20 protein-coding genes are annotated in these 21,840 nt (G+C 67.5%); 11 read left to right on the forward strand and 9 right to left on the reverse strand.

Annotated features, from left to right (window positions below; translation table 11 throughout):
- Positions 1–119 precede the first annotated feature (119 nt).
- The 4 genes from NX784_RS15855 to NX784_RS15870 are packed head-to-tail and all read right to left on the reverse strand — an operon-like array spanning position 120 to position 4,854.
- Positions 120–1,370, reverse strand: coding sequence for a M20 family metallopeptidase (locus tag NX784_RS15855; RefSeq protein ID WP_258817654.1), 1,251 nt, complete (start codon positions 1,368–1,370; stop codon positions 120–122).
- Position 1,371: 1 nt separating this feature from the next.
- On the reverse strand, positions 1,372–3,144 hold the full coding sequence (gene uraD / locus NX784_RS15860) for a 2-oxo-4-hydroxy-4-carboxy-5-ureidoimidazoline decarboxylase (protein ID WP_258817655.1): 1,773 nt from the start codon (positions 3,142–3,144) through the stop codon (positions 1,372–1,374).
- A 7-nt stretch (positions 3,145–3,151) separates the two neighbouring features.
- The gene (gene puuE, locus NX784_RS15865) at positions 3,152–4,096 is read right to left on the reverse strand and encodes an allantoinase PuuE (protein WP_258817801.1); all 945 of its coding nucleotides are present in this window, start codon (positions 4,094–4,096) and stop codon (positions 3,152–3,154) included.
- Between the two features lie 17 nt (positions 4,097–4,113).
- The gene (locus NX784_RS15870; RefSeq protein ID WP_258817656.1) at positions 4,114–4,854 is read right to left on the reverse strand and encodes a GntR family transcriptional regulator; all 741 of its coding nucleotides are present in this window, start codon (positions 4,852–4,854) and stop codon (positions 4,114–4,116) included.
- Between the two features lie 108 nt (positions 4,855–4,962).
- Here NX784_RS15870 and uraH point away from each other — a divergent pair, with 108 nt between their 5' ends.
- The 9 genes from uraH to NX784_RS15915 all read left to right on the forward strand — a co-directional run bounded on the left by uraH (position 4,963) and on the right by NX784_RS15915 (position 15,071).
- Positions 4,963–5,322: a hydroxyisourate hydrolase gene (gene uraH / locus NX784_RS15875; RefSeq protein ID WP_258817657.1), complete on the forward strand. Its 360-nt coding sequence runs from the start codon at positions 4,963–4,965 to the stop codon at positions 5,320–5,322.
- Positions 5,323–5,527: 205 nt separating this feature from the next.
- On the forward strand, positions 5,528–6,790 hold the full coding sequence (locus NX784_RS15880) for a urate hydroxylase PuuD (RefSeq protein ID WP_258817658.1): 1,263 nt from the start codon (positions 5,528–5,530) through the stop codon (positions 6,788–6,790).
- Between the two features lie 155 nt (positions 6,791–6,945).
- On the forward strand, positions 6,946–8,475 hold the full coding sequence (locus NX784_RS15885) for a nucleobase:cation symporter-2 family protein (RefSeq protein WP_258817659.1): 1,530 nt from the start codon (positions 6,946–6,948) through the stop codon (positions 8,473–8,475).
- Positions 8,472–9,314 carry an outer envelope protein gene (locus tag NX784_RS15890; protein WP_258817660.1) on the forward strand — a complete coding sequence of 281 codons (843 nt, stop codon included), beginning with the start codon at positions 8,472–8,474 and terminating at the stop codon, positions 9,312–9,314. Before NX784_RS15885 ends, NX784_RS15890 begins: the two co-directional genes overlap by 4 nt.
- A 237-nt stretch (positions 9,315–9,551) precedes the next feature.
- Positions 9,552–9,938: a hypothetical protein gene (locus tag NX784_RS15895; RefSeq protein ID WP_258817661.1), complete on the forward strand. Its 387-nt coding sequence runs from the start codon at positions 9,552–9,554 to the stop codon at positions 9,936–9,938.
- A 49-nt stretch (positions 9,939–9,987) separates the two neighbouring features.
- Positions 9,988–10,710, forward strand: a complete 723-nt coding sequence (locus NX784_RS15900; RefSeq protein ID WP_258817662.1) for a hypothetical protein — start codon at positions 9,988–9,990, stop codon at positions 10,708–10,710.
- Between the two features lie 49 nt (positions 10,711–10,759).
- Positions 10,760–12,205, forward strand: a complete 1,446-nt coding sequence (locus tag NX784_RS15905; RefSeq protein WP_258817663.1) for an FAD-dependent monooxygenase — start codon at positions 10,760–10,762, stop codon at positions 12,203–12,205.
- 291 nt (positions 12,206–12,496) lie between these two features.
- Complete coding sequence (locus NX784_RS15910; RefSeq protein ID WP_258817664.1) at positions 12,497–13,309, forward strand: formate/nitrite transporter family protein; 813 nt, start codon at positions 12,497–12,499, stop codon at positions 13,307–13,309.
- A gap of 28 nt (positions 13,310–13,337) precedes the next feature.
- A complete protein-coding gene (locus NX784_RS15915) occupies positions 13,338–15,071 on the forward strand; it encodes a bifunctional protein-serine/threonine kinase/phosphatase (RefSeq protein WP_258817665.1) in 1,734 nt (577 codons plus the stop codon).
- Here NX784_RS15915 and NX784_RS15920 read toward each other — a convergent pair.
- Positions 15,068–15,529 carry a MerR family transcriptional regulator gene (locus tag NX784_RS15920; protein ID WP_258817666.1) on the reverse strand — a complete coding sequence of 154 codons (462 nt, stop codon included), beginning with the start codon at positions 15,527–15,529 and terminating at the stop codon, positions 15,068–15,070. The two genes, NX784_RS15915 and NX784_RS15920, sit on opposite strands and share 4 nt — an antisense overlap.
- A gap of 115 nt (positions 15,530–15,644) precedes the next feature.
- Between NX784_RS15920 and NX784_RS15925 the strand changes: the two genes are divergently transcribed.
- Complete coding sequence (locus NX784_RS15925) at positions 15,645–16,877, forward strand: NADH:flavin oxidoreductase/NADH oxidase family protein (protein ID WP_258817667.1); 1,233 nt, start codon at positions 15,645–15,647, stop codon at positions 16,875–16,877.
- A gap of 10 nt (positions 16,878–16,887) precedes the next feature.
- Here the strand turns inward: NX784_RS15925 and NX784_RS15930 are convergent, their stop codons facing one another.
- Positions 16,888–17,514, reverse strand: coding sequence for a M17 family peptidase N-terminal domain-containing protein (locus tag NX784_RS15930; protein WP_258817668.1), 627 nt, complete (start codon positions 17,512–17,514; stop codon positions 16,888–16,890).
- Positions 17,515–17,619: 105 nt separating this feature from the next.
- Here NX784_RS15930 and NX784_RS15935 point away from each other — a divergent pair, with 105 nt between their 5' ends.
- Positions 17,620–18,546, forward strand: coding sequence for a bile acid:sodium symporter family protein (locus tag NX784_RS15935; protein WP_258817669.1), 927 nt, complete (start codon positions 17,620–17,622; stop codon positions 18,544–18,546).
- A 23-nt stretch (positions 18,547–18,569) separates the two neighbouring features.
- Here the strand turns inward: NX784_RS15935 and NX784_RS15940 are convergent, their stop codons facing one another.
- The 3 genes from NX784_RS15940 to NX784_RS15950 are packed head-to-tail and all read right to left on the reverse strand — an operon-like array spanning position 18,570 to position 21,791.
- Positions 18,570–19,571, reverse strand: coding sequence for an aldo/keto reductase (locus NX784_RS15940; RefSeq protein WP_258817670.1), 1,002 nt, complete (start codon positions 19,569–19,571; stop codon positions 18,570–18,572).
- Complete coding sequence (gene galK, locus NX784_RS15945; RefSeq protein WP_258817671.1) at positions 19,568–20,731, reverse strand: galactokinase; 1,164 nt, start codon at positions 20,729–20,731, stop codon at positions 19,568–19,570. The genes NX784_RS15940 and galK overlap by 4 nt, the downstream gene beginning before the upstream one ends.
- Position 20,732: 1 nt before the next feature.
- The gene (locus NX784_RS15950) at positions 20,733–21,791 is read right to left on the reverse strand and encodes a UDP-glucose--hexose-1-phosphate uridylyltransferase (protein ID WP_258817672.1); all 1,059 of its coding nucleotides are present in this window, start codon (positions 21,789–21,791) and stop codon (positions 20,733–20,735) included.
- Positions 21,792–21,840: the final 49 nt, after the last annotated feature.

The following is a 21,840-nucleotide window of genomic DNA, read 5'->3' on the forward strand; positions in this document are numbered from 1 at the left end:
CACCCCGTGCCCACGCGAACGCCAGCAAACCGCAGACGTCACGCGTGGGCACGTTTCATTTGAGGCCCCCGGCCTCAACTGCCCACCCTACGATAGTGCGTACCGACCGGATGAAAAGGTCAATCGAGCAGATCGAACAGGGCGCGTGCAACGACCTTCGTCGCGCGGCGCAGGTCTTCCAGGTCGATGTGCTCGTCCGCGCGCTTGGCGTTGCTTTCGCCGACCGTGCGCGGGCCACAGCCGTACAGCACGGCCGGGACACCAGCTTCGCCGAACAGGCGCGCGTCCGTGTACAGCGGCGTGCCGGCCGCGCCGATCTCTTCACCGAACACGCTGGTCGCGTGACGAGACAGCGCATCGACCAGCGGCCGGTTGCCGTCCAGCGGTTGCAGCGCGTTCGCCAGCAGCATGCGCTTGATCTCGACGGTGATGCCTGGCTGGCCGGCGGCGGCGTCCTGGATCACCTTGCGGATCGTCGCCTCCACTTCCGCCGGATTCTCTTCCGGGATCATGCGGCGGTCGAGCTTCAGCACGACCTTGCCCGGCACGACGTTCGTGTTCGTGCCACCTTCGATCAGACCGACGTTCAGGTACGGGTGGTTGATGCCCTTCACCTGGCTCTTGACCTGCTTGTACTGCGTGTTCTGGTCGTACAGCGCGACGAGGATGCGGGTCGCGGCCTGCAGCGCGTCGACACCGGTCTCCGGCACGGCCGCGTGGCCCATCTTGCCGTTGACCGTCACTTCCATCTGCAGGCAGCCGTTGTGCGCCGTGATGACCTGGTAGCTGAAGCCCGCCGCGATCAAGAGGTCCGGCTTGACGAGGCCTTGCTGCAGCAGCCAGCCCGGACCGAGCTCGCCGCCGAATTCCTCGTCGTACGTGAAGTACAGTTCGACGCCGCCCTTCAGCGGGGCGCCCAGCGCTTCCAGCGCGCGCGTGGCGAACGTGAACGTGGCGAAGTCGCATTTGCTGACGGCGGCCGCGCGGCCGAACAACTTGCCGTCTTCGACCTCGCCGCCGTACGGATCGTGCGTCCAGCCTTCGCCCGGGGGCACGACGTCGCCGTGGGCGTTCAGTGCCACGGTGCGGCCCGGGCCGTACTTGCGGCGCACGACGAGGTTCGTGATCGTCTCCAGACCTGCAGCGTGCACGGTCGGCGCGGGCACCGCGTGCTTCTCGGCTTCGAAGCCGAATGCCTGCAGCAGGTCGGCGGCGCGCTCCGCGTGCGGCGCGTTGTTGCCCGGCGGGGTGTCGGTCGGCACGCGCACGAGCTCCTGCAGGAAGCGCACTTCCTCGTCGAAATGGGTGTCGATCCAGGCGTCGAGCGCCTCGTAAGGAGCGGCGGTATTGTTGTGAGAGGTCGTGGTCATGTCAGGATTCCGTGGCGAGTTGGTCGAGAAGAGTCTGGAAAGCGCGGACGCACAGGTCGGCGTCATCATTGGTGATGGATTCGAGCGGGTTGTGGCTGATGCCCGCGTTCAGCCCGCGCAGGAACAGCATCGCCTGCGGCAGGATGTCGTGGATCTTCATGGCGTCGTGGCCGGCGCCGCTGGGCATGCGGAACACCGGAAGACCCAGCGTTTCCACGGCGCGTTCCCAGCGCTGGCGCCATTCGGTCGCGCAGGGTGCGGCGGCGGCGCGCATCGTCTCTTCGAGCGAGAACTGAAGGCCGCGGCGCGCGCAGATCGCCGCGAGCTCGGCCTGGATGTCGGCGGCCGCCGCGTCGCGCACTTCGTTCGCCGTGGCACGGACGTCCAGCGAAAAGCGGCAGCGGCCCGGCACGACGTTGATGGAACCGTTCGGCACCTCCAGCATGCCGACGGTGGCGACGAGGTCGGGCACGGCGCCGCCGCGCCGTTCCGCGAACAGCACGAGTTCCGCGGCCGCTGCCGCGGCGTCGCGGCGCATCGTCATCGGCGTCGTACCTGCGTGGCTCGCGACGCCGACGATCTCGCCGACGAAACGCACGCTGCCGTTGATCGACGTGACGACACCCAGCGGCAGGTCGAGGTCGTTCAGCACGGGGCCCTGCTCGATGTGCGTCTCGACGAAGCCGAGGTATTTCGATGGGTCGCGCTTCAGCGCCGCGATGTCGTCCACGTTCAGGCCGGCGTTCGCCATCGCGGCGCGCATCGTGATGCCGTCCGCGTCCTTCTGGTCGAGCCAGGTCGTGTCGAATCCGCCGCACAGGGCGCCCGATCCGAGGAACACCGCTTTGTAGCGCTGGCCTTCCTCTTCCGCGAAGCCGACGACTTCGATGCCGTAGGCGAGGCGCTTGCCCTGGCGGTGCAGTTCGCGCACGCAGGCCATCGGCACGAGGATGCCCAGGCGGCCGTCGTACTTGCCGCCGTTGCGCACGGTGTCGTAGTGTGAGCCGGTCAGCAGGCGTTTCGCGGAAGGGTCGGCGCCGTGATAGATGCCGACCACGTTGCCGACGGCGTCGATGGTGACGTCGTCGAAGCCGCAGTCCTCGCGCATCCATCGTGCGAGCCGCGCGGCCGCCGCGCGGTGCGCGTCCGTCAGGTACGTGACGCACAGTTCGCCGCGCTCGGCGTACGCCCCTTCGCTGTGGACAGCCAGCTGCTCGTGCCAATCCCACACGAGGTTGCCGAGCACGGGCTCCTGGCCGAACTTGTCGTCCAGGCGGATCTCGGCGATGCGGTGGATGTTGCGCAGGGCTTCCGCGAATTCGAAGTCCGGGCCGTTCGCGAGGCGGCGCGCGAACGTGGCGATGATCTCCGCCTTCGGCAGGCCCAGGCCGCGCGGGCCGCGCACGGCGAGGATGAACGGGAAGCCGAACGTCGCGTTGTAGTCGGCGTTCAGCTTCTGGATGGTCGCGAATTCGTCCGGGGTGCAATTCGTCAGGCCGGCCTTGTTCTGTTCATTCGTCGATTCCGCCGTCAGCGATTTCGCGACCATCGCCTTGCCCGCGAGCTCCGGGTGGGCAAGGATCAGGCCCAGTTGTTCGTCGCGCGATGCGGCGCGCACGGCTTCCACGAGGCCGCGTTTCAGTTGCGCCAAGGTGGCGAACGGGCGCTTGGCCCACGCACGGGTTGCGATCCACGGCGAGTGTTCGTACACGCCGTCCAGAAGGGCGGTGAAGCCCGCCTCGTCGGCGGCGTTGAGTGTCTCCAAAGTCAGCATGTCTTGTTTACTCCCACGCGAATGCGGTGTCGGGGTTGTAGGGATGCACGGTCTTCCAGTGCCGCGCGATGTCGACGCGGCGCGCGACCCACACGCGGTCGTGCTGTTCGATATAGTCCAGGAAGCGCTGCAGTGCGCGGAAGCGCCCCGGGCGGCCCAGCAGGCGGCAGTGCATGCCGATGCTCATGATCGATGGACGGTCGCCGCCTTCCTGGTAGTGCACGTCGAACGCGTCGCGCAGGTACGCGAGGAACGGGTCGCCGTGCGAGAAGCCCTGCGGCAGGGCGAACCGCATGTCGTTCGCGTCCAGGGTGTACGGCACGACCAGTTGCGGCGCCTGCGTGCCGTCCGTCTTGCGCACCTTGAGCCAGAACGGCAGGTCGTCGCCGTAGTAGTCGCTGTCGTATTCGAAGCCGCCGTAGTCGGCCACGAGACGGCGCGTGTTCGGGCTGTCGCGGCCCGTGTACCAGCCCAGCGCCCGTTCGCCCGTCATGCGTTCGATCGCTTCCATGCCGCGCGCCATGTCGGCGCGCTCGGTCGCCTCGTCGACGTTCTGGTAGCTGATCCACCGGTGGCCGTGACAGGCGATCTCGTGGCCCAGTTCCTTGAATGCCGCCGTCACGTCGGGCGAGCGTTCCAGCGCCATGCCGACGCCGAAGATCGTCAGCGGCAGGCCACGCTTCTCGAATTCGCGCAGGATGCGCCACACGCCCACGCGCGAGCCGTATTCGTAGATGCTTTCCATCGATAGGTGGCGCGTCGGGAAAGCGGGTGGGCTGAACATCTCGGACAGGAATTGCTCGCTGCCGGCGTCGCCGTGCAGCACGCTGTTCTCGCCGCCTTCTTCATAGTTCAGGACGAACTGCACGGCGACGCGGGCGCGGCCCGGCCAGTCGGCGTACGGTTGCTCCCGGCCATAGCCGGCGAGATCGCGTGGATAGTGCTGGGTCATGATGGCTTTGTCTTTGTTCACGGGTGGAGGATGTCGGCCAGGTCGACGCGCTGCGGATCGAGGTGCAGGTTGTGCTGCACGTTGGCCAGGTGTTTCGAGACGAGGCGCACGGCTGTCTTGACGTCGCGCTTTTCGAAGGCGTCGACGATGGCCACGTGCTCGTCCAGCGATTCTTCGGCCGACTGCGACGACTGGCGCATCAGCGCGATCAGCGAGGAGCGCGTCAGGAGCTCCGACAGCATCTGCACGAGTACCTGATTGCCGAGCATCTGCGCCAGCACGAGGTGGAAGTCGCCCAGCAAACGGGTGCGCCCCGGCACTTCGGCGTTGTTGACGGCGGCGCGTTCCAGCTCGAGGTGGTCGCGTAACTGCCTGACTTGCGCGTCGGTGATCGTCGCGCACAACTGTTTCGTCACGGCCGTCTCCAGGATCGCCCGCACTTCGAACACGTCGTTCGCTTCCTCGGCCGTGGGCGTGGCGACGAACGCGCCTCGCGCCGGTTCCAGCACGACGAGGCGGTCGCGCGACAGCTGGTTGAACGCCTGCCGTACGACGGTGCGCGACACCTTGAAGATGTCGCCGATCTTCTGCTCGGACAGTTTCGTGCCTGGCATCAGGCGGCGTTCCGCGATCGCGGTCGTGATGGCGTCGACGATGCGCTGCGTGGCGCTGCCGGCCGGCGCGGCGCCGGGCGTATCATGGTTCTTGGCAGCGCTGGTCAGCGGGACGATCTGCAGGGGAGTACGGGCTCGGCTCATGGGGCGTTCACACAATAAGTGATTGACATCGTGCTTGGAGTGTATACACTTTTCCAAAAAAAGAAAACACAAAGTGTATGCAATTTCTCAACCGTGAAAGGAAAACAGATGGGACACCTCAGCACCCACGTGCTCGATACGATGAACGGCTGCCCGGCGGCCGGCATGCGCGTGACGCTCGAAGCGCTCGACGGCAACGGCGGCGCGCGCACGATCAAGACGCTCACCTTGAATAGCGACGGCCGCAACGACGGCGGCCCGCTGCTGAATGCGGAAACGATGGCCTCCGGCCGCTATCGTTTGACGTTCGCCGTGGCCGCCTACTTCCGCGAGAAGGGCGTCACCTTGCCGGAGCCCGCGTTCCTCGACGACGTGCCGCTCGAGTTCGGTATTGCCGATGCGAACGGCCACTACCACGTGCCGCTGCTCGTCAGCCCGTGGGCATATTCGACCTACCGTGGCTCGTAAGCACCAGTTCTTGTTCTTGTCATAAAAATCTTTCCCATTTTCGGAAAGATCGTATACAGTTGTAGATGTCGCCGCGGAGCACATCGGTATCGGGGTCGAACCCGGCGCTGGTGGTTGCGATGATTTGCCCCTCACAGAGCCCGCTGTGGTGATGGGACAGTATGGAGTGCCGTTCGCGCCATGCTTCCTTTGTCTTAGAGGCTCTATGGAATCCTATCTGCTCGACTGGGCCAACCTGCTGTTGCGCTGGACCCACGTCATCACGGCGATCGCCTGGATCGGCGCTTCGTTCTACTTCGTCTTCCTCGACAATTCGCTGACCAAGCCCACGTCTCCCGATCTCGTGGAGAAGGGCGTCGACGGCGAACTGTGGGCCGTCCACGGCGGCGGCTTCTACCACCCGCAAAAATACCTCGTGGCGCCGAAGTCCATGCCCGAAGGCCTGCACTGGTTCTATTGGGAGAGCTACGCCACGTGGCTGTCTGGCTTCGGCCTGTTCACCGTGCTATACCTGTTCAATGCCGGCACCTTCATGGTCGACAAGCAGGTGCACGACTGGACACCGGGCGCCGCCGTCGGCACGGCGCTCGGCTTCCTCGTCGCGTTCTGGCTCGTGTACGACACCATCTGCCGCACGTTCGGCCGCAAGAAGAACGGTGACGCCATCGTCGGCGGCATCATCTTCGTGTTCGTCGTCTTCGCCGCCTGGCTCGCGTGCCAGCTGTACGCAGGCCGCGCCGCCTTCCTGCTGGTGGGCGCGATGCTCGCGACGTCGATGAGCGCCAACGTGTTCTTCTGGATCATCCCGGGCCAGCGCAAGGTGGTCGCCCAGCTGAAGGCCGGCCAGCCGGTCGACCCGATCTACGGCTGGCGCGCCAAGCAGCGCAGCGTCCACAACACCTACTTCACGTTGCCCGTGCTGTTCGCCATGCTGTCGAACCACTACGGCTGGCTGTACTCCGGCGACAATAACTGGGTCGTGCTGGTCCTCATGATGCTGACGGGCGCCCTGATCCGCCAGAGCTTCGTCGCGCGCCACAAGGCCATGGTGCATGGCAAGCGAGTGCCGTGGGAATATGCGGGGTTCGGCGTCGCCGCCCTGATGGGTCTCATCGTGTACCTCGTCCCGAAACCCGAGATCGAGGCGCCGGCGATCGCGTCCGCCGCCCCCGCCCCCGCCAGCGCGCCCGCCAACAGTGCGGCCGCGGCCGGCGCCACCGCGCAGAACGTCAGCTTCGACCAGGTGAAAGGCGTCGTGGCCCAGCGCTGCTCGATGTGCCACTCGGCCGCGATGGCGAGCAAGGGCATCTCGTTCGATTCGCCCGAGTCGATCAAGCGCCACGCCCAGCAGATGTACCAGCAGGCCGTCGTGCTCAAGCTGATGCCGCTGAATAACGCCACGCAGATCACGCCCGACGAGCGCAACCTCATCAAGCGCTGGTACGAAGAGGGCGCCCCGACCAACTGACCCGTTGTACCCTGTCCGGCGGCCCGCACGGTGGCCGTCGGACACGCTCGCGCCCCGGCCCACGCGGCCGGCATGTGGCGGGCGGCATGCTTCTTTTGTTTCGAACGCAGTACCGCAGTACACGCAGTTCATAAAAACATATCAGGAGACTCAGCATGAACCAGCCGTCCCGCCACCCGGTGGACGAACGGTTGCCCCTCGCACGCCTCGGCGCGCTCGGGCTGCAACACGTCCTCGTCATGTACGCCGGCGCCATCGCCGTCCCGCTCATCGTGGGACGCGCCCTCAAACTGCCCCCTGAACAGGTCAGCATGCTGATCTCGGCCGACCTGTTCTGCTGCGGCATCGTGACACTGATCCAATCCCTTGGCCTCACCTCCTGGTTCGGCATCCGCCTGCCCGTGATGATGGGCGTGACGTTCGCGGCCGTCGGCCCGATGGTCGCCATCGCGAACGCCGTGCCCGGCGTGGACGGAGCACGCGCGATCTTCGGCGCCGGCATCGGCGCGGGCGCCGTCGCGCTGCTGATCGCACCTTTGATGAGCCGCCTGCTGCGCTATTTTCCGCCCGTCGTCACGGGCACCATCATCCTGATCATCGGCGTGACGTTGATGCGCGTGGGCGTGGGCTGGGCCATGGGCGGTCCGGACAACACGGCGCAGAGCGTCGACACGGTCAAGCTGGCCGCGATGGTCGACGCGGCGCGCGCCAGCGCAGCCCAGGCCGCGGCCGCGCTGCCGCCGGGAGCAGCAGCACCGGCACTGAAGCTGGCCGGCCCCGTGCCGATGACGCCGAACCCGAACTACGGCGCGCTCGATCACCTCGGCATCGCCGCGTTCGTGCTCGTCGTCGTGCTGTGCCTCGTGCGATTCTGTCGCGGCTTCCTCGCGAACATCTCCGTCCTGCTGGGCATCGTGGCCGGCTGCGTAGTCACGTTCGCGTTCGGTGAAATGAACTTCGACAAGGTCGGCAAGGCCGCATGGTTCCAGCTCGTGACGCCGCTGGCGTTCGGCGCGCCCACGTTCGACCTCGTCATGATCGTCACGTTCGCCGTCGTCATGATCGTCGTGATGATCGAGTCGGCCGGCATGTTCCTCGCGCTGTCCGAGCTGACGGGCAAGGACCTCGACCGCAAGCAGCTCGCGGCGGGCTTGCGCACGGACGGCCTGGGCACGCTGCTTGGCGGCCTGTTGAACACCTTCCCGCACACGAGTTTTTCGCAGAACGTCGGCCTCGTCGCCGTGACGGGCGTGAAGAGCCGCTGGGTGTGCGTGGCCGGGGGCTGCATCATGATCGTGCTGGGCATGCTGCCGAAGATGGCGGCGCTCGTGGAGGCGATTCCTCAATTCGTGCTGGGCGGCGCCGGCCTCGTGATGTTCGGTATGGTTGCCGCGGCAGGCATCCGCATCCTGACGCGTGTGGACTTCCGAAACAACCGCTACAACCTGTATATTGTCGCCCTGTCGATCGGCTTCGGCCTGATCCCGCTGGTGGCGCCGCGCTGGGCGCAGCAGATGACCCACAGCCTGCATGCGTTGCTGGAGTCGGGCATCCTGCTGACCGCCGTGGCGGCCGTCGCATTGAATCTCTTCTTCAACGGTACCCGCGACATCCCGGTAGAAAGCCATGGGGACGCAGGCGCCACCAGCAACCACCCAACTATCGTCCAAGGGAGCAAAGCATGAAAAAAACCGTCCTGACCATGGCGCTGTGCGCGTGCGCGGCAACGTCCGTCCAGGCCGCGGAATGGAGCGACACGTCGATCGGCTACCGCACCGGCAGCCGCTTCCGCGAGCCGTTCAACACCGACGAGATCCATAAAGACATCATCGACATCAACCACGTGAGCGGTTATGCCTACGGCACGAACTTCTTCAACCTGGACGTCCTGCTGTCGAACAAATCCGACCCGTCGGCCCCCGGCGCCAGCTCGGGTGCGCAGGAGTTCTACCTCGTGTACCGCAACACGGTCTCGCTGGGCAAGGTGAGCGGCAAGGAATTCGCGTACGGCCCCGTGAGCGACGTCGGCATGACCTTCGGCTTCGACGTCAATACGAAGGACGACGCGGGCTACAACTCGAAGAAGCGCATGCTGGTCGTCGGCCCGACGCTCGCCTTCAAGGTGCCGGGCCTGTTGAACGTGGGCGTGTACGGCCTGTGGGAAAGCAACGCGCCGACGAACCAGTTCACGGGCGTCTCCACGCCGCGCTACCGCTACGACACGCACCCGATGCTGGGCGCCGTGTGGGCGTTCCCGATCGGGACGACGGGCCTGTCGTGGGAAGGCTTCGCGAACTGGATCGCATCGAAGGGCAAGGACGAATTCGGCAACCAGACGGCGCCGGAGACGAACATCGACATGCAGCTGATGTACGACCTGGGCCCGCTGATGGGCGCCAAGGCCAAGACCTTCCGTGCCGGCGTCGCTTACCAGTACTGGCACAACAAGTTCGGCAACGACAGCAAGCACGTGCCGGGCGCCTCGGCCAGCACGCCGATGGTGAAGGCCGAATACCACTTCTGATCCACTTCCGATTTTCCGGACGGGGCAAGGCGGCACGGCGGTGTCGTCCTGCCGCTGCCAACGGCGCGCTTGCCCTCGGGCGGCGCGCCGTTTTTTTCGGTGTATCCTGACGGCCGACGCAGACAGCAGGAGTACACCGATGGCGACATACATCCTGGTGCCGGGCGGCTGGCACGGCGGCTGGGCGTTCGATGCGGTCGCGCGTCCGTTGACGGAGGCGGGCCACGACGTGCGCGCGTGGCCGCGCTCGCGTTCGTGGACGCATTCGTGCCGGCCGACGGCGATTCCGTATGGTCGCTCGCGAACCAGCGCTACCGCGACGTGTTCCTCGCCGGCGCGGCGGGCGATGGGCTCACCTGCCCACCACCGTCCCACCTCGACCCGCGCTGCCGCCCGCATCCGGTCGGCACGTTCCTGCAGGCGATCCGGCTGACAGGCGCGTGGCGCGCCGTGCGCACGAAGGCCCACGTCGCCGCGACCGGCTGGGAAGGCAGCCCGTTCATTGCGGCACACGAGCGCCTGCGCGCCGATCCCGCGTGGCGCACCCACCTCGTCGACTGCGCGCACGACGTGCCGCGTTTGGCGCCGGCGGCCCTTGCGGACATCTTGCTCGGTCTGGCATGATCGTCGCGGGCCACGCGCCCAACCAAACCGTCCGAAGGAGACTCGCGCCATGCGCAAGCGCCATGCCGCCGTGATCGGTGTACTGATGTTCGTGCTGCACGGCGGCGCGTCGGCCCGGCCCGGACGCTGGCAGGTCGACAGCACCGACGTGCCGAACGACCCCGCCTGCACCCGCTTGCGGAAGGTCGTCGAAGACTATTTCCGCCGTCACCCGGCTATGCCCGACGCGTGTGTCGAGGCTGCGCTGGGCGGTGCGTTCGAGATGCCGCCGTTACAGCGGCTCGCCAATCCCAGCGCCGATTTCATCGCACATATCGAAAAATATCTGCAGGTCGGTGCACAGTCGTACTTCGCCGACGTGGACCGGGGCGCCGCGCTCGAAGACATGTACGTCTACCGGGCGGAGATGTTCGTCAAGGGCAAAGACCAGTTGTTCGTGTGGCGCGGTAAGATGGCCGACCAGTTCTCGCCGTATGGAACGGTGCCGGGGGTAGTCAAGACGATCCTCCAACATCGCAGGCCAAAGTCCGGCGGCGGATGCGACGGCAAGCCCGACGAGGAAGACGTCGAGGCCCACATCCTGATGAAGGAGGATTTGTCGGGACCGCTGCGGTTGGAGCACGCCGTGATCGACAACCTGCTGGCGAACGCACGCCTGCGCCTCGACCATGGCACGCCCGTCTTCATCAGCGGGGGCAAGGTCTTCAAACAGGATCGGTATGGCCTGTCGCTGACGTGTTCGATCAAGCGCGAGCCGCCCCGCTCGCGCTAGGGATGCGATGGGATGTGTGCAGGATGTCGAGGCCGAACAGGAGGCGTCAATGCGGACATTGGAACATGAAGTGCTGATTGCCGGCGCCGGCCCCACGGGCCTGATGCTGGCCGCCGAACTGGCCCTCGCGGGCGTGGACGCCGCCATCGTCGAGCGCAAGCCGGCGCAGGCGCGCGTGGGCGGCCGCGCGGGCGGCCTGCACGCGCGCACGCTCGAAGTGCTTGACCAGCGCGGCATCGTCGACCGCTTCCTCGCCGCGGGCAAGACCCATCCCCGCGTCAGCTTCCACGTCCCGCTCGACATCGGCGATTTCCCGACCCGGCACAACTACCTGCTCGCGCTGGCGCAGGAAAAGACCGAACGGCTGCTGGTCGCATGGGCCGACGAACTGGACGTGCGCATCTATCGCGACCGCGAAGTCGCCGGCATCGCGTGCGGCGCGGACGGTGTCGACGTCACGACGACGCAGGGCGACACGTTGCGCGCCGCCTGGCTCGTCGGCTGCGACGGTGGCCGCAGCACCGTGCGCAAGCTGGCCGGCATCGGCTTCCCCGGCTGGGATGCGTCCACGAGCTGGATCATCGCGGAGGTCAGGATGACGGAGAAGCCCGTGCTCGGCTTCCACGAGGACGCATCCGGCCGCCACGCGATGTCGCTGATGGAGGATGGCGAAACGGTCGGCGTCGTGCTGGCGGGACGCGATCCGCGCGCGGCCGGCGAGCCGACCCTGGGCGAACTCGCGGCGGCCTTGACGTCCATCTACGGCACCGATTTCGGGGTCCACGCGCCCACGTGGCTGTCGCGCTTCTCCGACGCGACGCGCCAGGCGGACGCTTATCGCAAGGGGCGCGTCCTGCTGGCCGGCGACGCCGCGCACATCCACCCGCCGCTGGGCGGGCAGGGCTTGAACCTCGGCGTGCAGGATGCCGTCAATCTGGGCTGGAAGCTGGCGCAGGTCGTCAAGGGCGTCTCGCCCGTAGCGCTGCTCGATACTTACCAGTCCGAGCGTCATCCCGCCGCGGCGCGCGTGCTGCGCAATACCATCGCGCAGGGCGTCCTGCGCCGCCCGGACGATCGCACACCGGTGCTGGGCGAATTCGTCGCGGAGATGCTCGAGATGGACGAACCGCGCAAGCGCTTCGGCGCCATGATCGCGGGCCTCGATATCGCCTACGCCCCCGGCGCGGACCATCCGCTCGTCGGCAGGCGCATGCCCGACCTGGACATCGTGACGGCGGGCGGCCCGACCCGCGTCTACGCGCTGCTGCGCGAAGCGCGACCCGTGCTGCTCGACTTCACCGGGATGGCCGGCGTGGCCGGCGACCGCGTCCAGCGGATCGCCGCGACGTTCGCCGGGACGTGCGAGCTTCCCGTCATCGGCGCCGTCCCGTTGCCGGACGCGGTCCTGGTCCGGCCCGACGGGTACGTCGCGTGGGCCGGTGACGGCGGGGCGCAAGGCCTGCTCGGGGCAATGCACACCTGGTTCGGCGCCTGAGACGCACGCCGGCCCGTCCCGTTTTCGTGCAGCGCGCACGGGAAAGGCGCCGTGTCGGCGCGCGTGCGCCGTTCGCGTGCATGACGGGTGACAGTCGTTGCCGATCTGGTGCAGCCGTGCACCAGCACGCGGCAGGAGCACGCCGACGGTGCGCTGCGGGTCTGCCTGCGCCGGGCCGCCACCTCATTTCTCATCAGGCCCGCTTCTTGCGTCACTCCCTATGACGGCGCAACCGACGCCGGATCATCGTTCAATCAATGCCGCCCAGAGCGGCCCCGAGGGAGAAGTTTCATGGCGTACCTGGTGCCTTCAGAATTCGTGACCAAGATGGTCGACGCGGGCGAGTCCAAGATCTATATGTCCACGCGCGACGCGCTGATCCGCGCCTACATGGCCGGCGCCATCCTCGCCTTGTCGGCGGTGTTCGCCGTAAGCTGCTCGGTCGCCACTGGCGTGCCGCTGATCGGCGCGCTGCTGTTCCCGGTGGGCTTCTGCATGCTGTACCTGCTCGGCTTCGACCTGCTGACTGGCGTGTTCGTCCTCACGCCGCTCGCGCTGATCGACAAGCGTCCAGGCGTCACCTTGCCGCGCGTGATCAAGCACTGGGGCATCGTCTTCACGGGTAACTTCCTCGGCGCGCTCACGGTCGCCGTGCTGATGGCGTACATCTTCACGTTCGGCTTCCACACGGACGGTGGCGTGCTGGCGAAGACGATCGGCACGATCGGCGAAAAGCGCACGCTCGGCTATGCGGAATACGGTTTTGCAGGCATGGTCACGCTGTTCATCCGCGGCATGCTGTGCAACTGGATGGTGTCGACGGGCGTCGTGGGCGCCATGATCTCGACCACCGTCGGCGGCAAGGTCATCGCCATGTGGATGCCCGTGATGCTGTTCTTCGCGATGGCGTTCGAACACTCGGTCGTCAACATGTTCCTGTTCCCGTTCGGGATCCTGACGGGCGCGCACTTCACGTTCGTCGACTACCTGCTGTGGAACGAGATCCCGACCGTGCTGGGCAACCTCGTCGGCGGCCTCGCGTTCACGGGCCTGACCTTGTACTCGACGCACGTGAAGACGGCGCCGAAGCGTTCGTTCAACTGATCGCGCACAACGCGCGGACCGGCGCCTGATGTCGACACCACTGACCCTGTCCGTCGGCCAGCACACGGACCGGGGCCGCAAGCCCTCGAACCAGGATTGCCACGGGGCGGCGCTGCCGCGCGAATCGCTGCGTGCGACGAAGGGCGCGGCGCTCGCGCTGGCGGACGGCATCGGCAGCAGCGACGTGAGCCACGTCGCCAGCGCCACCGCGGTCGCGTCGTTCCTCGAGGATTACTACGCCACGTCGGACGCCTGGTCGGTCAGGACGTCCGCCGAGCGCGTGCTCGCCGCCGTCAACGCCTGGCTGTACGCGCAGACGCGCCAGAGCCAGGACCGCTACGACCAGGACCGCGGTTACGTCTGCACGTTCACGGCGCTCGTCATCAAGTCGAACACGGCGCACGTGTTCCACGTCGGCGACGCGCGCCTGTACCGGGTCCACGTGGGCGCGCAGAGCGCCAGCCTGGAACAGGTGACGACGGACCACCGCGTGTGGGTGTCGCCCGAGCGCAGCTACCTGAGCCGCGCGCTGGGCGTGCAGGACCGGATCGACATCGACTATCGCACCGTCGCCCTCGAAGCCGGCGACCTGTTCATGCTCGCGACGGACGGCGTCTACGAGCACGTGACGGGCGCAGACGTCCACGCCGCGCTGGAAGGCGCGCCCGACCTCGACGCGGCGGCATGCCGGCTCGTCGAGCGCGCGCTGGAGAAGGGCAGCCCGGACAACCTCACCGTGCAATTCGTGCGCATCGAATCGCTGCAGGCGCGCGAAGCGTCCGAGCTGCTGCGCCAGATGGCGGGCCTGCCGCTGCCACCGCAGCTGGAGCCGCGCGCGGAGCTCGACGGCTACCGCATCGTGCGCGAGGTCCACGGCAGCAGCCGCAGCCACGTCTACCTGGCGCTCGATCCGGACAGCGGCGCGCACGTGATCCTCAAGACTCCGTCGACCGACCTCGCGGGCGATCGCGCCCACATGGAACGCTTCGTGATGGAGGAGTGGGTCATGGGCCGCGTGCGCAGTCCGCATGTCGTCCGGCCGGCGCCTGCGCGACGGCGCAGCTGCGTGTATGTCGCCACGGAATACATCGACGGCGTGACGCTCGCGCAATGGCTGCGCGACCGGCCGCGTCCCGGCCTGGACGCCGTGCGCCGCATCGTCGACCAGGTGGCGAAAGGCCTGCGCGCCTTCCACCGTCTCGACATGCTGCACCAGGACGTGCGGCCGGAAAACGTCATGATCGACGCGGACGGCAACGCCCGCATCATCGACTTTGGCTCCGTGAGCGTGGCCGGCGTCGTCGAGATGGCACCGCATGCGGACGACTGGACCCTGCAAGGCGCCGCACTGTACGCCGCACCCGAATACTTCCTGGGCGAGCACGGAACGGTACGCTCCGACGTGTTCGCGCTCGGGGTCCTGACTTACCTGATGCTGACGGGCGAACTGCCGTACGGTGTCGAAATCCCGCGCGCGGCCGGGCGCGCGGCGCAGCGCAAGCTCGCGTACCGGTCCGCGCGCGACCACGATCCGGCCATCCCCGCCTGGGTCGACGCCGCATTGCGCCGCGCGTTGCAGATCGATCCGCGCCGGCGTTACGAGGACGTCTCCGAATTCGTGTACGACCTGCACCATCCGAATGGCGCCTTTCTCGAGCATCGGCGCGCGCCGCTGATCGAGCGCAGCCCGCTGCTGTTCTGGAAGGCGACGTCGTTCACGCTGGTGCTGGCGCTCGTGGCGGACCTGGCGCTGCGGCGCTAGCGGTCCTCCACGGTCCATTCATCCGCTTGCAGCCCCACGCAATCCATCACGCGCGCGGCGTTGTCGCCGCATGCCATGCCGTCCGGCTTGGACTCGATGAGGTCGATCAGCGACAGGAGATGGGCCTTGTTCATTGCCAGCCGCTGCTGCATCGCGTCGATGTCGGCGAGCTTCCGGTGAAGTGTCGCCATCAATTCGTCGTGGCGCCAGCCGGCAGCATCGGCGGGCAGGACGCCCTTGATTTCGTCGAGCGTGAAGCCGGTCTGCTGGGCATTGACGATGATGCCGAGGATCGTCGCCGCTTCGGGCGGATAGTCGCGGTAGCCGTTCGACAGCCGTTCGACCGATTTCAGCAGGCCCTTGGATTCGTAAAACCGGATGGCGGACGCCGCGAGTCCGGTGCGTTTTGCTAGTTCGCCAATTTTCATGTGCTGTTCACGGGAGACGTTGTCCGTCACTCTAACCTTAAAGTCCACTTGAATGTCAACGGCGCGAAAAAACCGCGCGACCCCTATTGACCTTCAAGTCGACTTCAAGCTTAGGATCTCATCCATCGATACGAAGGAGTGCCCGATGAGCCCATTCACCCCGTTGATCCTGCCGAACGGCACACAGGTGCGGAACCGCCTCGGCAAGGCCGCGATGGAAGAAAACCTGGCGGACGCCGACCATGCGCCGTCGCCCGAGTTGATTCGTCTGTACCGGACGTGGGCGGAGGGCGGTGCCGGGCTGCTGATCACCGGGAACGTCATGGTCGATCGCCGCGCCATGACGGGGCCGGGCGGCGTCGTGCTGGAGTCGACGCGGCACCGCGCGCGTTTCGAACAATGGGCGCAAGTGGCGCGAAGCCACGGCGCGCAGATCTGGATGCAGGTAAATCATCCCGGCCGCCAGATGCCCGCCGCGCTGGGCCAAGCCACGTTCGCGCCGTCGCCCGTGGCGCTCGACATGGGACGCTTCTCCAGGCAGTTCGCGGCGCCGAAGGAAATGACGGAGCGCGAGATCCTGGAGGTCAAACGGCGCTTCGTGGAGACCGCCGTACTGGCGCAGACGTTCGGCTTCGACGGTGTGCAGGTCCATGCCGCGCACGGTTACCTGATCAGCCAGTTCCTGTCGCCGCTGACGAACAAGCGGACGGACCGCTGGGGTGGTCCGATCGAGAATCGGGCTCGCCTGCTGCTCGACGTCGTGCGGGAAGTCCGGGCGCGTGTCGGCGCCGCATTCAGCGTGTCCGTGAAGCTGAACTCCGCCGACTTCCAGCGCGGCGGGTTCAGTGCCGACGACGCGAAGGCCGTCGTGGCCATGCTGAATCCGTTGGGCGTCGACCTGCTCGAGCTGTCCGGCGGGAGCTACGAAGCGCCCGCCATGCAGGGACAGGCGCGCGACGGACGCACCTTGGCGCGCGAAGCTTATTTCCTCGAATTCGCGCAAGACATCGCGTCCGTCGCGACGATGCCGCTCATGGTCACGGGCGGCATCCGCCGGCTGCCGATCGCCGAGCAGGTGCTGGACGGCGGCATCGACATGGTCGGCATCGGCACGGCGCTCGCGTTGAATCCGGCGCTGCCGCGCGAATGGCAAGCGGGGACGGCCAGCGCGCCCGTGCTGCGTCCGATCACGTGGAAGAGCAAGGTGCTGGCGTCGATCGCCCACATGGCGATGGTGAAGCACCAGCTGCGCAGGCTCAGTCGCGGACGGGGCGCGAATCCGGCCGTCACGCCGCTGCGCGCGTTCCTGGAACAGCAACTCGACACGACCATCAAGACGCGGCGCTACCGCCGCTGGATCGGCCAACAGGCGGCCTGACGGCGCGCGGTTACTGCGCGGCCACCAGCCGCGCAAACGCCGCCGCGAACGCGCGCCCGGCTGCTTGCAGGCGCGGTGGCCCCACGTCGAACGTGCAGTGCCGCAGTGCCGGCGCATGGGCCAGCCCGGCGTCCGCCAGCATGCGTTCGGCCCGCAAGGCGCCAAACACTCCGTCCAGCATGACGTCCTGCATGGCGAGGGCCGCGTTGTCGGTGTGGCCGGCGTCCAGCACGCTGGGGGCGAACGCCATCGAGACCGCGCCGAAGCGCACGGCCTCGTGCAGCGCGACGCGGCAGGCGCGGCGCAACACGTCGCCGTCCAGCGTCGCCGGATCGCCCATCCCGATCACCAGCACGGCGCGCGCCGCGACGCCCGGCGGCGGTGTCGTGACGAGCAGCGTCTCCATCGGCTGCGCGCGGAACGCGCCCGCCGCGCGCAGGCGCGCAAGCTGGCCGCCCAGCGCCTCGTCCAGCGCCAGCAGTCCACCCGTCATGCCTGCACCCAGTTCGTGTTCGAACATGCAGGCGACGCTGAAGTCGACGTCGGCGTGCGCCGGACCCCAGGCGACGACGTCGAACTCGACGTCATCGAAGGTGCCGATCGGCAGGCGGTTGGGTACGGGGACTGTAGTATTCATGGCATCGATGCTAGCGCATGCCGCGCCGCGCCGCACCTGTCGGAGGGCAGGGCGGCGGACATATAATGCGGAACGGATCAGCTATCGAACGAGGAGACCACCCGCGTGAACGCAGTCGAAAAAGCCAGCGCCTTCGTCGGCAAGACCTTTTCCTTATGGGTGCTGCTGTTCGCCGCCCTCGGGTTCTTCGCGCCGTCCCTGTTCATCGGCTACAAGACGTGGATCGCGCCGTTGCTGGGCATCGTCATGTTCGGCATGGGCCTGACCCTGTCCGCGGCCGACTTCCGCGACGTGTTCCGGCGGCCGAAAGATGTCGCGATCGGCGTCGTCGGCCACTACCTCATCATGCCCGGCATCGCCTACGTGCTGGCCGTCGGGCTGCGCCTGCCGCCGGAGATCGCCGTCGGCGTGATCCTCGTCGGCTGCTGCCCGAGCGGGACGGCGTCCAACGTGATGACGTTCCTGTCCAGGGGCGACGTGGCGCTCGGGGTCTCGATCGGCTCGGTGTCGACGTTGATCGCGCCGTTCGCGACACCGGCGCTCGTGTCGCTGCTGGCGGGACAGTGGATGACCATTAACACGGCCTCGCTGTTCAAGGACATCGTGCAGGTCGTGATCGTGCCGATCGCGCTGGGCGTCATCGTCAAGACGCTGTTCCGCAGGCAGGCCGCGGCCAGCGCGCAGGCGCTGCCGCTCGTGTCCACGGTGGCCATCGTGCTGATCATCGCGATCATCGTCGCGCTCAACCAGCCGAAGCTGCTGACGAACGGCGCGCTGATGTTCGCCGCCGTCATCCTGCACAACCTGCTGGGCTTCGCGCTCGGCTACGTCTTCGCCCGCGCGTTCGGCATGAACCTCGCCAAGCGCAAGGCGGTGATGTTCGAGACGGGCATGCAGAATTCCGGCCTCGGCGCCGCGCTGGCCGCCGCGCATTTCAGCCCGCTGGCCGCAGTGCCGAGCGCGCTGTTCAGCGTGTGGCACAACCTGTCCGGGTCGGCGCTGGCGACGTGGTTTGCGCGCAGGTCGGAGTAGCTTTGTGTTGCGGCAGGCTGCCGTTACGACTGCCCGCCCAGTATTGCCTCCACCGCCGCGATCTCGTCCCCGGCCAGCGGCGCCATCTGCACGGCCCGCACGGCATCGAGCACCTGCTGCGGTTTGCTGGCCCCGATCAGCACGGAAGCGATCGACGGCTGGCGCCGCACCCACGCGAGCGCCAGCTGCGCGAGCGTGCGCCCGCCCGTGCGCGCGATCTCGTTCAATGCCTCGATCGTGGCGAGGCGTTCCGGCGTGATGTGCTCCGGCTTCAGGAACCCGACGGAGCCCGCCGCGCGCGAATCGGCCGGCAGCGCGCCGCCGAGATAGCGGTCCGTGAGCAGGCCCTGCGCCAGCGGCGAAAAGGCGATGCCGCCGATGCCTTCCCGTTCCAGCACCGGCAGCAGGTCCGTCTCGGGCTGGCGCACGAGCATGTTGTAGCGCATCTGGTGGATCACGAACGGCGTGCCCAGGCGGCGCAGTTCCGCTGCGGCGGCCGCGGTACGTTCGCCGTTGTAGTTCGAAATGCCCGCGTACAGCGCGCGGCCGCTGCGCACGATGTGATCCAGCGCCGCCATCGTTTCCTCCAGGGGAGTCTCCGGATCGGGACGGTGGTGATAGAAGATGTCGACGTAGTCCAGGCCCATGCGTTTCAGGCTCTGGTCCAGGCTCGCGACGAGGTATTTGCGGCTGCCCCAGTCGCCGTACGGGCCGGGCCACATCGTGTAGCCGGCCTTCGTGCACACGACCATCTCGTCACGGTAGGGCTTCAGGTCGCGCGCGAGCAGGCGGCCGAAGTTTTCCTCGGCCGACCCGGGCGGCGGACCATAGTTGTTGGCGAGGTCGAAGCACGTGATGCCCTGGTCGAACGCGGTGCGCACGATCCAGCGCTGGCGGTCGAAATCGTCATTGCCGCCGAAGTTGTGCCACAACCCCAGCGACACGGCGGACAGCCGCAAGCCGCTGCGGCCGCAGTGCGGATACGGCATGCTCCCGTAGCGGTCGGCCGCCGCCTGGTACATCATGGCGTGACGCTGCCGGCGCCCGCCGCCGGTTTGCACACGTAGATCGTGGCCGGCTTGCCGTCCGGCGAGCGGTACTCGCGCTCGACGGCCGCGCGTGCCGCGTCGACCAGCGCATGCGGCACCACGGCAACCACGCAGCCGCCGAAGCCGCCGCCCGTCATGCGGACGCCGCCTTGCGTCCCGATCACGTTCTTGACCATGGCGACGAGGCTGTCGATGGCGGGCACGGTGATTTCGAAGTCGTCGCGCATCGACGCATGCGACGCGGCCATCAGCTCGCCCAGGCGTTCGAGGTCGCCGGCCGCCAGCGCGTCGGCCGCGGCCAGCACGCGGTCGTCTTCCGTCACGACGTGGCGCGCACGGCGCAGCACGACCGGGTCGAGCTCGGCGGCGCGCGCCTGCAGCGTCGCCATGTCGAGGTCGCGCAGGGCGGGGATGCCGAAGTGGCGGGCCGCCGTCTCGCACTGTTCGCGGCGCACGTTGTACGCGCTGTCGACGAGGCCGCGCGTGACGTTCGAGTTGAAGATCATGATGGCGGCGTTGTCCGGCATCGGTACGGGTTTCACGTCGAGCGAACGGCAGTCGATCAGCAGCGCGTGGCCGGCGACGCCGCACGCGGAGCTGATCTGGTCCATATTGCCGCACTTGGTGCCGACGAAGTCGTTTTCGGACGCCTGCGCGATCAGGGCGATGTCGATCGGCGACAGCGCTTCGAAGCCGGGCAGGGTGGCGAACAGGCGGCCGACGGCGACCGACAGCGACGCCGACGACGACAAGCCGGCGCCCTGCGGCACGTCGCCCGCGATGGCCATGTCCATGCCCTGCACGGGCAGGCCGCGTTTGACGAACTGGTCGACGACGCCACGCACGTAGTTGGCCCACATCGGCTGGCCGACGCGGTCGATCGGGGCGTCGAGGTCGTATTCGTCGAGTGCGTCGCCGTAGTCGGCCGCCACGACGCGCACCTTGCGGTCGCTGCGCGGTTTCGCGGCGATGGCGGTGCGGTAGTCGATGGCGCAGGGGAGCACGAGACCGTCGTTGTAGTCGGTGTGCTCGCCGATCAGGTTGACGCGGCCGGGGGCCTGGACGAACAGCGTCGGTGCGGCGCCGAAGGCGGTTTCGAAGGCGGCGGCGGTACGGGAAAGGCGTTGGTCGGTCATGTCAGGTATTGGCGGATGGGTCGGATTCAAGGTAGTGCACTTCGGATTGCGCGCGCAGGCGGTCGGCCGCCTGTTCCGGGGTCAGGTCGCGCTGGGCCTCGGCCAGCATCTCGAAGCCGACCATGAACTTGCGCACCGATGCGGAACGGAGCAGCGGCGGGTAGAAGTGAGCGTGCAGCTGCCAGCCTTCGGCGTCCGCGTCGGCGATGCCGTACGGTGCGCCGTGCCAGCCCATCGAATAGGGAAAAGACGTCTGGAACAGGTTGTCGTAGCGCGTGGTCAGGCGCTTCAGCAGGACGGCCAGGTCGGCGCGTTGCGCGGGCTGCAGTTCTTCCAGGCGGCGCACGGCGAAGCGGGGCAGCACGAGCGTCTCGAACGGCCAGGCGGCCCAGTACGGGACGATGGCGACCCAGTGCTCCGTCTGCACGACGACGCGTTCCGAGGCGGCGATCTCGCGCTCGGCCACGTCCAGCAGCAGGCGGCGGCCCTGTTCGGCGTGATACGCCTTCTGCTGGCGGTCTTCCGCCGCGGGCAGGTTCGGCACATAGCTCGTGGCCCAGATCTGGCCGTGCGGGTGCGGGTTCGAGCAGCCCATCACGGCGCCTTTGTTCTCGAAGACCTGGACCCAGCGGTACTTCGCGCCGAGTTCCGCGGCCTGTGCGCACCACGTGTCGATGACGCCTTCGATGGCAGGCAGCGTCAACTGCGGCAGCGATTTGGCGTGGTCCGGCGAGAAGCAGATCACGCGGCTCGTGCCGCGCGCGCTCATCGTCTGGAACAGCGGATCTTCGCCAGGCGCCGCTTCCGGCGTGTCGGGCATCAGGGCGGCGAAGTCGTTCTCGAACACATAGGTGCCCGTGTAGTCGGGGTTCTTTTCGCCGTTGACACGGGTATTGCCCGGGCACAGGTAGCAGGTCGGGTCGTGCGACGGCCTGGCCGAGCGGTCGATGGCTTCCTGCTGCCCCTGCCATGGCCGCTTGGCACGGTGCGGAGAGACGAGGACCCAGTCGCCCATGAGGGGGTTGTAACGGCGGTGCGGATGGTCGGATGGATTGAACATGGTCTTCTTCTGCGATTCGGAAATAGGATGCTCGGAATGCCGCAGGCGG

Source organism: Massilia pinisoli, assembly GCF_024753285.1.
Classification (GTDB): domain Bacteria; phylum Pseudomonadota; class Gammaproteobacteria; order Burkholderiales; family Burkholderiaceae_D; genus Telluria; species Telluria pinisoli.

Bases quoted from the DNA above. Each gene is read 5' to 3' on its own strand.
- NX784_RS15880 (WP_258817658.1), top strand. From the start codon at position 5,528: ATGGAATCCTATCTGCTCGACTGGGCCAACCTGCTGTTGCGCTGGACC.
- NX784_RS15910 (WP_258817664.1), top strand. From the start codon at position 12,497: ATGGCGTACCTGGTGCCTTCAGAATTCGTGACCAAGATGGTCGACGCG.
- NX784_RS15915 (WP_258817665.1), top strand. From the start codon at position 13,338: ATGTCGACACCACTGACCCTGTCCGTCGGCCAGCACACGGACCGGGGC.
- uraH (WP_258817657.1), top strand. From the start codon at position 4,963: ATGGGACACCTCAGCACCCACGTGCTCGATACGATGAACGGCTGCCCG.
- uraD (WP_258817655.1), bottom strand. From the start codon at position 3,144: ATGCTGACTTTGGAGACACTCAACGCCGCCGACGAGGCGGGCTTCACC.
- puuE (WP_258817801.1), bottom strand. From the start codon at position 4,096: ATGACCCAGCACTATCCACGCGATCTCGCCGGCTATGGCCGGGAGCAA.
- NX784_RS15885 (WP_258817659.1), top strand. From the start codon at position 6,946: ATGAACCAGCCGTCCCGCCACCCGGTGGACGAACGGTTGCCCCTCGCA.
- NX784_RS15855 (WP_258817654.1), bottom strand. From the start codon at position 1,370: ATGACCACGACCTCTCACAACAATACCGCCGCTCCTTACGAGGCGCTC.
- NX784_RS15930 (WP_258817668.1), bottom strand. From the start codon at position 17,514: ATGAATACTACAGTCCCCGTACCCAACCGCCTGCCGATCGGCACCTTC.
- NX784_RS15890 (WP_258817660.1), top strand. From the start codon at position 8,472: ATGAAAAAAACCGTCCTGACCATGGCGCTGTGCGCGTGCGCGGCAACG.
- NX784_RS15950 (WP_258817672.1), bottom strand. From the start codon at position 21,791: ATGTTCAATCCATCCGACCATCCGCACCGCCGTTACAACCCCCTCATG.
- NX784_RS15905 (WP_258817663.1), top strand. From the start codon at position 10,760: ATGCGGACATTGGAACATGAAGTGCTGATTGCCGGCGCCGGCCCCACG.
- NX784_RS15925 (WP_258817667.1), top strand. From the start codon at position 15,645: ATGAGCCCATTCACCCCGTTGATCCTGCCGAACGGCACACAGGTGCGG.
- NX784_RS15870 (WP_258817656.1), bottom strand. From the start codon at position 4,854: ATGAGCCGAGCCCGTACTCCCCTGCAGATCGTCCCGCTGACCAGCGCT.
- NX784_RS15900 (WP_258817662.1), top strand. From the start codon at position 9,988: ATGCGCAAGCGCCATGCCGCCGTGATCGGTGTACTGATGTTCGTGCTG.
- galK (WP_258817671.1), bottom strand. From the start codon at position 20,731: ATGACCGACCAACGCCTTTCCCGTACCGCCGCCGCCTTCGAAACCGCC.
- NX784_RS15940 (WP_258817670.1), bottom strand. From the start codon at position 19,571: ATGATGTACCAGGCGGCGGCCGACCGCTACGGGAGCATGCCGTATCCG.